The organism is Mycolicibacterium lacusdiani (assembly GCF_021916785.1).
Taxonomy (GTDB): Bacteria; Actinomycetota; Actinomycetes; order Mycobacteriales; family Mycobacteriaceae; genus Mycobacterium; species Mycobacterium lacusdiani.
Window position 1 is genome coordinate 1 of record NZ_JAKCFC010000015.1, and the last position, 13024, is coordinate 13024.

Below are 13024 nucleotides of genomic sequence, written 5' to 3' on the forward strand. Positions count from 1 at the left end.
GGGGCATTACGGTGGGACACGAAGACCTCCGGAGTGAGTTGGTGCGTTCCTAGACAGCTCGCACTTCACTCGGAGGTCTTCGTTATGTCACCACGCCACGCCGTACCTAACGTCCGTGGTCAGTACACCTAGCCGCGCAGCAGTGCGATCACCTTCGCCATGTCGGGCAGCGCCGACGTGCGGCCGGGCACCTCGTCGAACACGGTCCAGTAGCTGATCCCGTAGCGGCGTTGCCGATCGACGAGCGTCTCGGCCATCTCGTCGTGGGTGCCGAGCAGGACGAACGGCGATTCGAGGATCAGTCCGGACGGGACGTGGAACATCGCGGCCAGTTCCGCCGCCGCCGACGCCCGGTCAGACGTCGGAACGACGAACTGAATCAGGGCGTTCAACTCGATCGCGTCGAACCGGTCGCCCGCCGCCTCGCGCACCACCGCGATGCGCTCGGCGAGGCCCGCGTCGTCGAAGTGCGACAGCGTGACCCGCGACGCGTCGTGGCTGTGCGTGATGCCTGCGAAGCCCGCGATGTCGGCGAATGCCCCGGCCAGTTGGAGCACGCGAGTTCCGTTGCCGCCGATCAACAGTGGCACGTCCTTTGGTGCGGGCGACACCAATTCGCCGGCGGCTGCGTGCACCCGGTAATGCTCGCCGGAGACGTCGACCGGATGTCCGGCTAGCAGCGCGCGAATGACCTCGACCGACTCGACCAGCCGGTCCACCCGCGTCCCGCTCCAGTCGAACTTCAGTCCCGCCGCGTCGTATTCGGGCTTCATGTGGCCAGCGCCCAGCCCCAGCTCGAACCGCCCGCCCGAGACCGCCGCCAGCGACACGGTCTCCCTGGCGACCTCGACGGGATGACGGAAGTCGTTGTTGAGTACCAGCGTGCCGGTGTGCATCCGGGTGGTGGCCATCGCGGCGGTGGTTGCGCCCACGAACGGCGAGATCGTGGGAACCAGGTGGTCCGCGAACGTCATGACGTCGAACCCGACGCTCTCGACTGCCACCGCGTAATCCGCGAACTCTCGGCCACGCGGAAGTGCGGTCGTCAGCCCGAACCTCATGGGCCGGGTGCGGTGTGTCTCTGCGGCGATCACCATGCGGACGTGTTCCCGCAACGCGGGGATCTTCAATCACGTGCGTAGCGGCTTGAGCCTGATCCGGGTGGTGACCAGCAGTCCGAGTGGATCGACGTAGTCCGCGCGCGACGCCGCACCCCACATCGCGCCCCAGTGCAGGCACGCCGGCGCCGAGCAGCCGGAGTGGCCGACAGCCAGTTGGCCGATCGGCGTGCCGGCGCCAACGAGCGCGCCAGGCCTGACCGTCGCCCGCACGGGCTCGTAGCTCGTCCGCAACCCGCCGGGATGCGCGACCGACACCACGGGCCGGCCGGCCAGTTCGCCCGCGAACACCACGGTGCCCGGCGCGGCTGCGTACACGGTCTGACCGTCGACGCCCTCGAGGTCGACGCCGCGGTGGCCGGGCTTCCAGTCGGGTTTCGGCCCGTCGAACACCCGCACCACCGCCGGTCGTGGGCGCAGCGGCCAGTCCAGCCGTCCGTCGTCGGCGGCTGCCGGCGAGGCGGCGACCAGCCCAACCGTCAGCAGTGCCATCAGAATCCGCATAAGTCCAGCTCAGCGCATTCGACTCGGAGACGGAAGGGGTCCGGGTCGCGCCTGGGGATAAACGCAGCACCGTCGTGGAGTTCGCGGCTGCGGCCACCGGTTGCGCGTGGCGAAAGCACGCACGTCAACGGTGTAAACTCAGTCCCGCAGTTCGCTTCGGCGGACTGACTTCGCGCGCCTGTGCCGCAGTCCGACCCCGGAGTTCACACGACAGGGTCCAAGGCTGCACACGCATGCCGGGCGGTCCCGCCTCCTATGAGGCGGGTCCGGCACGCAACAGACGCCAGGGTTCGGTGTCACCCGATGCCGGACGGCAACCGTCAACATGTAAGGACAAGGCAATCATGCCTGTTGTAACAATGAAGCAGCTGCTCGACAGCGGCGCGCACTTCGGGCACCAGACCCGTCGCTGGAATCCCAAGATGAAGCGGTTCATCTTCACCGACCGCAACGGCATCTACATCATCGACCTGCAGCAGACGCTGACCTACATCGACTCGGCGTACGAGTACGTCAAGGAGACCGTCGCCCACGGTGGCACGGTTCTGTTCGTCGGCACCAAGAAGCAGGCGCAGGAGTCGATCGCCGACGAGTCCACCCGCGTCGGCATGCCGTACGTGAACCAGCGCTGGCTGGGCGGCATGCTCACCAACTTCCAGACCGTGCACAAGCGCCTTCAGCGGATGAAGGAACTCGAGGCGATGGAGCAGACCGGTGGCTTCGAGGGTCGCACCAAGAAGGAAATCTTGATGCTGACCCGCGAGAAGAACAAGCTCGAGCGCAGCCTCGGCGGTATCCGCGACATGGCCAAGGTGCCGTCGGCGATCTGGGTCGTCGACACCAACAAGGAGCACCTCGCCGTTGCCGAGGCCCGCAAGCTGAACATCCCGGTCATCGCGATCCTGGACACCAACTGCGATCCCGACCTGGTCGACTACCCGATCCCGGGTAACGACGACGCGATCCGCTCGGCCGCGCTGCTCACCAAGGTGATCGCCTCCGCGGTCGCCGAGGGCCTGCAGGCCCGGGCCGGCGCAGGCAAGACCGAAGCCGGCACCGAAGGCGCCGTCGAGCCGCTCGCCGAGTGGGAGCAGGAGCTGCTGGCAGGCGCCACGGCGTCTGCACCCGCCGCACCTGCGGCCGGCGGAGACGCCGCGCCCACCGAAATGACCACTGAATCCTCCTAGGAGAGCCGAGAATGGCGAACTACACCGCTGCCGACGTCAAGCGACTTCGGGAGCTGACCGGCGCTGGAATGATGGACTGCAAGAACGCGCTGGCCGAGTCCGATGGTGACTTCGACAAGGCCGTCGAGGTGCTCCGCATCAAGGGCGCCAAGGACGTCGGCAAGCGCGCTGAGCGTGCGACCGCCGAGGGCCTGGTTGCGGCCAAGGACGGCGCGCTCATCGAGCTGAACTCCGAGACCGACTTCGTCGCGAAGAATGCGGAGTTCCAGGGCGTCGCCGATCAGATCGTCACCGCTGCGGCGGCCGCCAAGGCCACCGACGTTGCCGAGCTGCAGGCTGCCAAGGTCGGCGACACCACCGTCGAGCAGGTCATCGCCGAGTTGAGTGCGAAGATCGGCGAGAAGCTCGTGCTTCGCCGTGCCGCGTACTTCGACGGCCAGGTCGAGACCTACCTGCACAAGCGCTCAGCCGACCTGCCGCCCGCGGTGGGCGTGCTGGTCGAGTACAAGGGTGACTCCAAGGAGGCGGCGCACGCCGTCGCTCTGCAGATCGCCGCGCTGAAGGCCAAGTACCTGACGCGTGACGAGGTGCCCGAGGAGCTGGTGGCCAACGAGCGCCGCATCGCCGAGGAGACCGCCCGCAACGAGGGCAAGCCCGAGCAGGCGCTGCAGAAGATCATCGAGGGTCGCCTCAACGGCTTCTTCAAGGACGTCGTGCTGCTCGACCAGCCCTCGGTGTCCGACAGCAAGAAGTCCGTCAAGGCGCTGCTCGACGACGCCGGCGTGACCGTGACGCGGTTCGTCCGCTTCGAGGTCGGCCAGGCCTAGTCAGCATCAGCGCAACGAAGGACCCCGCGCCCCTCCCTGGGGCGCGGGGTCTTCTCGTTTGCGGGGTCTCAGCCTCGCCGAACTGGAGCGTAGCGTCGCGCAGAGGTGGTTCGGGCGACGTGACGCTCCAGTTCGACGGCACCGCGGTACGGGTTGGTACCGTCAGCGCCATGGATACCGCCCAGCCCATCTCCGCTTTCGCCGACGACGCGCTCGGTGACCTCGACGCCATGGGCGTCGCCGAAGCACTCGCCGCGGGCCGGGTGTCGCGCGCCGAGGTGGTCGAGGCGGCCATCGCGCGCACCGAGAAGGTGAACCCCGCGCTCAACGGACTGGCGTACGAGGCGTTCGACCGTGCGCGAGCCCGCGCCGCGACCCCGCATCGCTTCGGTGGCGCCTTCGACGGGGTGCCCACGTTCGTCAAGGACAACGTCGACGTGGCGGGCATGCCGACGATGGACGGTACGGATGCCTGGGATCCGCGTCCGGCCAAGGTGGACGGCGACTTCGCGCGGGCCTACCTCTCGACGGGCCTCATACCGCTGGGCAAGACCCAGCTGTCGGAGTTCGGGTTCAGTGCCTCGGCCGAGCACTCGCGCATCGGGCCGGTCCGCAACCCGTGGGACACCGAGCGCACGGCCGGTGCCTCGTCGTCGGGGTCCGGCGCCTTCGTCGCCGCAGGCGTGGTCCCGATCGCCCACGCGAACGACGGTGGTGGCTCGATCCGGATTCCGGCCGCGTGCAACGGGTTGGTGGGGCTCAAGCCGACCCGTGGGCGGCTGCCGCTGGACGCCGACATGCGCGAGATGCCGATCAGGATCGTCGCCAACGGCGTCGTGACGCGTTCGGTGCGCGACACGGCGACGTTCTACCGCAACGTCGAAACCGTCTGGCGCAACCCGAAGTTGCCACCCATCGGCGCCATCACCGGGCCCGGCAGCAGACGTCTGCGCGTCGCGGTCTACACCAAGTCGGTGCTGCGCGAAGCCGGCCCGGAGATCCGTGATCGGACGCTGGACACCGGGGCGCTGCTCGAGCGCCTCGGACATCACGTCGAGTACCTGGACGTGCCGCCCGTGCCGGAGTCCTTCATCGACGACTTCCTGCTGTACTGGTCGCTGCTCGCGTTCGCCCTCGTGCGCAGTGGCCGCAAGCGGTTTGGACCGTCGTTCGACCGGACAAAGCTCGACAACCTCACGCTCGGGCTGGAGCGGCACGCCGGGCGCAATCTGCACCGACTACCGCTGACCATCGCCCGGCTCTCCACCATCCGCAGGCGGATGCAGCGCCAACTCGCGGGCTACGACGTGCTGCTGACGCCCACGCTGGCGGAGGAGACCCCGCGGATTGGCCACCTCGACCCGACCGCGGACTACGACCAGATCATCTCGCGACTGGTGGAGTGGGTGGCGTTCACCCCGCTGCAGAACGTCACCGGCGACCCGGCGATCTCGCTGCCGCTCGCTCGGTCCACCTCGGGCCTGCCGGTCGGCATGATGTTCAGCTCGCGGGCAGGGCGTGAGGACGTGTTGCTCGAACTGGCCTACGAGTTGGAGGCGGCGGCACCGTGGCCGCAGCTGCGGAATCCTTCGGGCTAATTCCTAGCTCCAGAACATAATTCGAGTTATGGCCCTGCGAGGTCGACGAAATCCGTTGGTGCACCGAAATCCCTCGGTAACGCAGGGGCATGGCCGTTAACCTTGACGACACCGTAAATAGCTATGCGCGAAACGTGCTGCTCCCAACATCTCTCGTGTGGAGACATCTGCGACCGCCACCGCTCGACCACCGGAGATCGCCACCTCGGCATCGGGAAGCACGTTCATGTGCCTCGTGCGATTCGCGCTGGCGAACATCCGTCGTCGACCCGAGCGGTTCGTGCTGTCGGTGCTGGGCATCGCCCTGGCGATCGCGTGCGTGACGATCGTCAGGACCATCTCGGCGAGTTTCGCAATCACCGGAGCGGATTCGGTCACCGACGTCCTCGACGGCGCCCAGTTGTGGGCGGTGCCCGCGGCCGGAGTGCAGTACGACCCGGAGTCCGAGGCGCTGATCGCGGAGGGAGAGACACCGGCGATCACCGTGCCCGACGGCTGGCGTGCCGTGCGCACCCTGTCGGGTGTGACGGACGTCGACGGCGTCCGGGTGTCCGTGCGCGGGCGGGACGACATTCCTTCGGGGCAAGCAGTTCTCGGCTCGGCCCTCGCCGAGCGGCTGGGCGTGGCGCCCGGTGACTCGATCGTCGTCGGCGGCCAACCGCTCGAGGCGCAGATCACCGGGGAGGGGCAGAGCGTCACCGTCGCCTCGGCCCTGGCGCAGAGCGTCGTCGGCACCAACGGCTGGTGGACGGTGTTCGCGCCGCCGGGGGAGGAGCAGCGTCGCGACCTCGCGCAGCGATTCGGCGCTGCGGTCGATCTGCCCGCCACGGCTGACCCGTCGGTGACGCCGGATCCCGCCGGAGCCGGGCTGATCTACGACACCGTCGGCGGCTCCGGGCCGCTGACCTTCGAGCAGAAATTCTCGGCGCTGTTCTCCGGCAAGGTGACCAGTTCGACGCTCGGGCTCATCTCGATGATCGGGTTGGGGCTGGGCTTCGTCATCGCACTGTCGTCGTTCCTCGCGGCCGTCGCCGAACGCAAGCGCGAGTTCGGCATCATGTCGAGCATCGGGCTGGCCGACGAGGTCCTGTACTTCTTCCTCGTGGAGTCGGCCATCGTGTTCGTCGTCGCCTATCTGGTGGGCGTGCTGGGTGCGGGAGCCGCTGTGGCACTTGTCATCCCGAGTATCGCGACTCCGTTGGCCTGGGCTCAGGCGGCGGGGATGGTGGCGGCCTTCCTGCCCGCGATGGCGATCGTCGGAGCGCTGGTGCCGGTGCACAAGCTGTTGCAACAGAAGCCGGTCGATCTCTTGGGTGACCGATGAGCGCTTTCGCGAAGAGAATCGGACAACGATGAGCGCTCGCGCGAAGAGAATCCGACAACGATGAGCGCTCGCGCGAAGACGAGAGGACCGGAGACATGCTGAGCAAGGGTCTGGCCTACGGCTGGCTGTCCGCGCGTCGCCGCATCGGTGAGATGGTGCTGCCGGTCATCACGACCGCGACGGGCGCATTCCTGGTGGTCATCGTGTTCGGCATGGCCGATGGCATCAGGGCGCAGTCGGCGTCACTCGGCCATGCCGACGAGATCGGACGCGCAGTGATGCTGATCGCCGTCACCGTGCTGCTGGTCGGCGTCGTCGAGGTGGCGGTCGCAACCACGCGCACCGTCGCGCACCGCACCAAGGAACTCGGTGTGTTGGGTGCCAACGGAATTCCGCGCAAGCCCGTGATCGCCGCGCTGCTCGTCGAGCCGATGGTCGCCGCGGTGCTGGGCGCCGTCGCCGGTGCCGCTCTGGCTGCCGTGATCGGTCTCGCGCTCGGTGCCCTCGGTCTGGTCGCCACCGGCGTCTCGACGGTGGGGCTGTTGGCCGGCGCCGGCATCGCCATCGTGGTGAGCATCGCCGCCGCGATCGCCACCAGCATCCTGCCCACCTGGACCGCAGCGTCGCGGCCGCCCATCCGCTCACTGTCCACGGGAGGCTGACATGACCACCATCGACGACGCAGGCGAGATCACCGAGGTCGCCGCTCCGGCAACGGCCTTCGTGGCGGACCCTGGCGCCGCACCCGTCATCGAGGTCTCCGACGTGTGGAAGCTACACAAGTTGGGCGACGAGGTCGTCAAGGCTCTCGTTGCTGCCGAACTCACCGTGATGCCAGGGGAATTCGTCTGCCTCATGGGGCCCAGCGGCAGCGGCAAGTCCACCCTGCTCAACATCATCGGCGGCCTCGACCGTCCGACCAAGGGCGTGGTGAAGGTCGGCGGCCGCGACACCGCGCAACTGTCGGAGAGCCAGTTCGCCGCGCTCCGCCACGACACGATCGGTTTCATCTTTCAGAGCTACAACCTGATCCCGTTCCTCTCGGCGGTCGAGAACGTCGAACTGCCACTGATGTTCGAACCGTACGACCGCAAGGCACTGCGCAAGCGTGCGACCGAGTTGCTCGAACTCGTCGGCCTCGGTCACCGCGTGAACCACCAGCCCACCAAGATGTCCGGCGGTGAGCAGCAGCGCACCGCGATCGCGCGGTCGCTGATCAGCAACCCGACGCTCGTCCTGGCCGACGAACCGACCGCCAACCTCGATCACCGGACCGGCGAGACGGTAGTTCGCATGCTGCGCGAGCTGTGCTCCACACTCGGCGTCACGGTCGTCGCCAGCACCCACGATCCCACGGTGGCCGATGAAGCGAGCCGTGTCGTCCGCATGAGAGACGGACAGATCGTCACCTGACCAGCACCTCACCCCCTGCCGTTCGATCCCCCCTGAAAGAGAACGCATGACACAGAACATCGAGGCGTCACCGCCTTCCACGCCCGCTGACCGCGACAAACTCATGACCACCGAACTCGTCCCCGAGCAGATCCTGCCCAAGGTGATGAGCACGTTCGGCCTTACCGCCGCATACGTTTTCATCATCTGCTGGGTCACCGGCTCCTCGATCATGGCCGCGGGCGGCTGGACGGCGATCCCCATGTGGGTGCTCGGCATCCTCACGTTCCTGGTCCCCGCTGGCATGGCCGTCGTCGAACTGGGCAACCTCTGGCCCGGCCAGGGCGGCGTCTACATCTGGGCCTACCGGACCATGGGTGAGACCTGGGGCTTCATCGGCGGCTACCTGTCCTGGGTGCCAGTCATCCTCAACGCCGCGTCGTCGCCCGCCGTCGTGCTGCAGTTCCTGCTCCTGGCCTTCCACACCGAACTCGGCCTGACCACCAGCATCATCCTGCAGCTGGTCATCCTGTGGACGGTGATCGGTCTGGCGCTGGCGAAGCTGTCGGCGAACCAGAAGATCATGAACGTCGTCTTCGTCGTCTACGGCGTCCTGACGCTGACGATCTTCGTCTGCGGACTGCTCTTCGCGGTCGAGAACGGGTCGGCCACGCCGTTCAGCTGGGCCGAAGCCACCATCCCGAACTTCGCCGTCGCCGGTTTCCTCTACGGCACCGTGCTGCTGTACCTGCTCGGTGTGGAGACGCCCTACAACATGGGAGCGGAGTTCCTGTCGGTGCGCAGGAGCGGCCCGCGGATGATCCTCTGGGGCTCCACCGCTTTGGTGGCGATCTACCTGCTGACGACGCTGGGCACGATGATGGCTCTACCGAGCGACGAAATCGACCCCGTGACCGGGATCATCGGCATGCTCGACGTCGCAGGCTTCCCGGGCCTCATGGAGGTCTCGGCGGTGATCCTCGCAGGCATCATCATCGTGGCGTTGATGACCTACCAGGTCGCCTACTCGCGGCTGATCTTCGTATCCGGCCTCGAGCGTCACCTGCCGCGCATCTTCACCCACCTCAACCCGCGCACCCGTAACCCGGTGTCGGCCATCCTGATTCAAGGCGTGATCTCGTCGCTGATCCTGGTGGGGCTGTACTCGCAGAGCAGCATGGCCAACGTGACGATCTACCTGCAGGGCGGCCTGAGCACGGTGTGGCTGCTGTCCGGGTTCTTCTTCCTGATCCCGGTGGTCGTCGCCCGCAAGAAGTACGCCGATCGCTACGACACCGAGAAGTTCTGGCGCATCCCCGGCGGCATGGTCGGCGTCTGGATCGTGGTCATCGTCGGATCGATCGGCACCATCGGCGGCATCTACTACTCGTTCGTCACCCCCTGGATCGACGTGCCGCAAGCCACGTGGATGACGTGGGTCGGCGGAATCAGCCTGGGCATGTTCGCCCTCGGCGTGGTCGTGTACTTCTTCGGCCGCCGGTCGGCACACAAGGTAAGTCAGGAAGACGCGCTGGCACACCTGGCAGTCTTCGACCTCAACAAGGACGCGAAGTCCGACACGGAAGCGGTGTAATACACATGACGATGGAAGACACGGTTGCCACGTCGACCGGCGAGTCGACGACGCGGTATCCGCTGGATCCGTTGAGCGGGGCGGAGATCGAGGCCGCGGCGTCGACCATAATGGCCTCCGAGTACGGCACGCCCACACTGAAGTTCGTGATGATTCAGCTGGCGGAGCCGTCGAAGAACGCGGGCCTGACGTTCGAGGGCGTGCTCGACGTGCCGCGGTGCGCGTTCGCCAGCATGTACGACGCGGCCGCGAAGATGATCTACGAGGCGGTCGTCGACCTCGGCGCTCGGGTCATCGATTCGTGGAAGGCAGTGCCCGGGCGCTTCCCCTCCTACCTGGTCGAGCACATGGCCGGCGTCGAGGAGAAAGTCCGCGAGGACCCGCGGTGGCAGGAGGCGATGCGCAAGCGTGGCGTCACCGACTTCGGCCTCGCGATGATCGACCCCTGGCCCGCAGGCTATTACGGCGCCCAGGACCACTACGAGAACGCGCCGCTGCTCTGCCGTCCGCTGACGTTCATGCGCTCGGCACCGTCCGAGCACGGGTACGCCCGTCCGGTAGAGGGCCTGATCGTCACCTTCGACCTCGACCAGATGAAGGTCATCGACATCGAGGACCACGGCGTGGTGCCGTTGCCTCCGACCGCGGGCAACTACTCCGAGCAGTTCATGTTCGACCCGAACAACCGGCCGGCGTTCACCGAGTTCCGGTCCGACGTCAAGCCGATCGAGATCACTCAGCCCGAGGGCCCCAGCTTCACCGTCGACGGGTGGAAGGTGCAGTGGCAGAAGTGGTCCCTGCGCATCGGGTTCAACCCGCGCGAGGGCATCACCCTGCACGAGATCACCTACACCGACCGCGGGGAGGTGCGGCCCATCATGTACCGCGGTTCGCTGTCGGAGATGGTGGTGCCGTACGGCGACACGTCGCCCACGCACTGGAACAAGAACGTGTTCGACATGGGCGAGGTCGGCATGGGGTTCTCGGCCAATCCGCTGACGCTGGGCTGTGACTGTCTAGGCGAGATCCACTACTTCGACGGCACGGTCAACGACTCGAGCGGCAATGCGGTGGTGATTCCCAATGCCATCTGCATGCACGAGGAGGACTTCGGAATCTCGTGGAAGCACACCGACTTCCGTACCGAGGAGGTCGAGGTGCGGCGGTCGCGCAGGCTGGTCATCTCGATGATCTGCACCGTCGGCAACTACGAGTACGGGTTCTTCTGGTATCTCTACAACGATGCCTCGATCGAGGTCGAGGTGAAGCTGTCGGGCGTGCTGACCACCGGTGCCGTCGCCGAGGGTGAGGTGCCACGGTGGGGCAAGATGGTGGCGCCGGGCATCTACGGCCCGAATCACCAGCACTTCTTCAACTTCCGGCTCGACATGAGCGTCGACGGTGCGAGCAACAGTGTGTACGAGGTGGATTCGGTTCCCGAGCCGGATCCGGAGCTGAACCCGTACCACAATGCCTGGATCACCAAGGACACGCTGGTGGCATCGGAGGCCGAAGGCGCGCGCGACTGGGATTGGAAGACCGGCCGGTACTGGAAGATCGCCAACCCGTCGAAGCAGAACGAACTCGGTGCGCCGGTGGCCTACAAGCTGGTGCCCAAGGAGATCGTTCCGGTGATGGTGCAGGAGGGCTCCTACATCTACGACCGGGCCCGCTTCGTCCAGCACAACCTCTGGGTCACCAAGTACGACCCCGCGGAGATGTTCGCCGCGGGCGACTACATGTACCAGTCGAACGACGCCCAAGGGTTGCCGGAGTTCATCGCCGACGATGCGCCGCTCGAAGACACCGACGTCGTGCTCTGGTACACCCTGGGTGCACACCACGTGGTGCGGCCCGAGGACTGGCCCGTGATGCCCTGTGCGTACACGGGTTTCCACCTCAAGCCGGTCGGGTTCTTCGATGGCAACCCAGCACTCGACCTACCGCCGTCACCGCCGAAGGCGTGCCACGCCGCAGCGGGCCTGCCGGTCGCGGAGCGCGCCCGGGAGTCCTGACACGTTCGACCCACGTCGGCGACCGCGATCCCTGCGGTCGCCGACGTTGGCGTGTGGGGAGGCAGCAGGCGCGAACGCGTTCCCGTCGCGAGCGTGCGTGAACTCGCGTTCTGCGGCGGCGTGTCGCCCGCAGACACGCACGCTCGCGGGAGAACCGTCAGGTCAGGTTGGCGAGCAGGCGGCGCAGGTGGTGTTGGTCGTTCTGGTCGAGGGGGGCCAGCACCTTGGCCTCCGCGTCGCGCACGCCCGCATCGATGCTCGCGAGCAGGGCCGTGCCGTCGCGGGACAGTTCGGCGGGCAGCGAGCGCCCCGACGACACGCTGGCGGGCCTGACCACCAGCCCCTGTTCCTCCAGACTGCGGACGACGATGTTCATCGCCTGCGGGGAGACGTTGACGTCGCGGGCGAGTTCGGCGTTCGACCGGCCCGGCGAGTGCGACAGGATCCGCATGCAGACGTACTGCGGGAACGACAGCGTGATCGGGTCCAGCACCGTGGCGGTCACCTCGGTGCGCAGCGCCGTCGCCACCCTGGTCAACAGGTAGCCCAGGGGCTGACCTTCATCTCCTGTCATGTCAATCATATTGACACATATCAACTACATTGATAAACAGGAACGATGACGCGACCGACAGACGAGATGTTCGACTCCGCCTACCGCGGCGAGGCCGACGTGGTGGGATTCGGCACCAAGCCGCCGTGGAGCATCGGCGAACCTCAGCCCGAGATCGCCGCACTGATCAACGCGGGCCGGTTCCACGGCGACGTGCTCGACGCCGGCTGCGGGGAGGCAGCGACGGCGCTCCACCTCGCCGAGCGCGGTGTCACGGCCGTCGGCCTGGACCAGTCCGAGACCGCGATCGACCTCGCCCGCGCCGAAGCCCAGCGCCGCGGCCTGTCCAACGTCACCTTCGACGTCGCCGACATCAGCGACTTCACCGGATACGACGGCCGATTCGGCACGATCGTCGACAGCACTCTCTTTCACTCGATGCCCGTCGAGTTGCGGGACGGGTACCAGCAGTCGATCGTCCGCGCCGCGGCACCGGGCGCGTCATACTTCGTGCTGGTCTTCGATGCCACCACGATGCCCGCGGGCACCGTCAACGCGGTCACCGAGCCCGAGCTGCGTGCCGCCGTCGCGCCGTACTGGACCGTCGAGGAGATCCGTCCCGCGCGCATCCACGTCCAGGTCGCCGCGAGCTACACCGGGTTCAAGGAGTTCGCAGGCGAGAGCCTCGAGAACCTGGGCAACGGCCGCATGACGGTCGGTGCGTGGTTGCTGTCCGCCCACCTGGCCTGAGTCGGCACTGGCGAGCGTGCGCTAACTCGGGTTCGGGCGCGGCGTGTCGCCCGCAGACACGCACGCTCGCGGGGAAAGTGCCTCAGGGGAAAGTGCATCGACCCGTTGGCGCCCCTGGTCCTGTCGTTTGGCAGGATTGGGGGCGCTGTCGTACGGGAATCT

At 67.0% G+C, this 13024-nt stretch carries 12 protein-coding genes; 9 read left to right on the forward strand and 3 right to left on the reverse strand.

From position 1 onward, the window contains the following. Positions 1-128 precede the first annotated feature (128 nt). A complete protein-coding gene (locus LOK44_RS28750; protein WP_237573568.1) occupies positions 129-1097 on the reverse strand; it encodes a TIGR03621 family F420-dependent LLM class oxidoreductase in 969 nt (322 codons plus the stop codon). A 33-nt stretch (positions 1098-1130) separates the two neighbouring features. After that, complete coding sequence (locus LOK44_RS28755) at positions 1131-1622, reverse strand: M23 family metallopeptidase (protein ID WP_237573496.1); 492 nt, start codon at positions 1620-1622, stop codon at positions 1131-1133. A gap of 344 nt (positions 1623-1966) precedes the next feature. On the opposite strand from LOK44_RS28755, the gene rpsB reads away from it, so the two are divergent. The 8 genes from rpsB (at position 1967) to LOK44_RS28795 (ending at position 11559) form a co-directional block, all read left to right on the forward strand. Next, complete coding sequence (gene rpsB, locus LOK44_RS28760) at positions 1967-2809, forward strand: 30S ribosomal protein S2 (RefSeq protein ID WP_237573497.1); 843 nt, start codon at positions 1967-1969, stop codon at positions 2807-2809. 11 nt (positions 2810-2820) lie between these two features. Beyond that, positions 2821-3636: a translation elongation factor Ts gene (tsf, locus tag LOK44_RS28765; protein WP_237573498.1), complete on the forward strand. Its 816-nt coding sequence runs from the start codon at positions 2821-2823 to the stop codon at positions 3634-3636. Positions 3637-3806: 170 nt separating this feature from the next. Then, entirely contained in the window at positions 3807-5234 is a 1428-nt protein-coding gene (locus LOK44_RS28770; protein WP_237573569.1) for an amidase, read from the forward strand. 157 nt (positions 5235-5391) lie between these two features. Continuing rightward, entirely contained in the window at positions 5392-6558 is a 1167-nt protein-coding gene (locus tag LOK44_RS28775; protein WP_237573499.1) for an ABC transporter permease, read from the forward strand. Positions 6559-6653: 95 nt separating this feature from the next. Then, positions 6654-7220 carry an FtsX-like permease family protein gene (locus tag LOK44_RS28780; RefSeq protein WP_237573500.1) on the forward strand — a complete coding sequence of 189 codons (567 nt, stop codon included), beginning with the start codon at positions 6654-6656 and terminating at the stop codon, positions 7218-7220. Position 7221: 1 nt separating this feature from the next. Beyond that, entirely contained in the window at positions 7222-7971 is a 750-nt protein-coding gene (locus LOK44_RS28785) for an ABC transporter ATP-binding protein (RefSeq protein ID WP_237573501.1), read from the forward strand. A gap of 46 nt (positions 7972-8017) precedes the next feature. Continuing rightward, a complete protein-coding gene (locus LOK44_RS28790; RefSeq protein ID WP_237573502.1) occupies positions 8018-9544 on the forward strand; it encodes an APC family permease in 1527 nt (508 codons plus the stop codon). Positions 9545-9549: 5 nt separating this feature from the next. Continuing rightward, positions 9550-11559 (forward strand): primary-amine oxidase, encoded by a 2010-nt coding sequence (locus LOK44_RS28795; RefSeq protein WP_237573503.1) that lies wholly within the window; start codon positions 9550-9552, stop codon positions 11557-11559. A gap of 157 nt (positions 11560-11716) precedes the next feature. Here the strand turns inward: LOK44_RS28795 and LOK44_RS28800 are convergent, their stop codons facing one another. Continuing rightward, complete coding sequence (locus LOK44_RS28800; protein WP_237573504.1) at positions 11717-12142, reverse strand: MarR family winged helix-turn-helix transcriptional regulator; 426 nt, start codon at positions 12140-12142, stop codon at positions 11717-11719. 36 nt (positions 12143-12178) lie between these two features. On the opposite strand from LOK44_RS28800, the gene LOK44_RS28805 reads away from it, so the two are divergent. Further along, positions 12179-12862, forward strand: a complete 684-nt coding sequence (locus LOK44_RS28805; protein ID WP_237573505.1) for a class I SAM-dependent methyltransferase — start codon at positions 12179-12181, stop codon at positions 12860-12862. Positions 12863-13024: the final 162 nt, after the last annotated feature.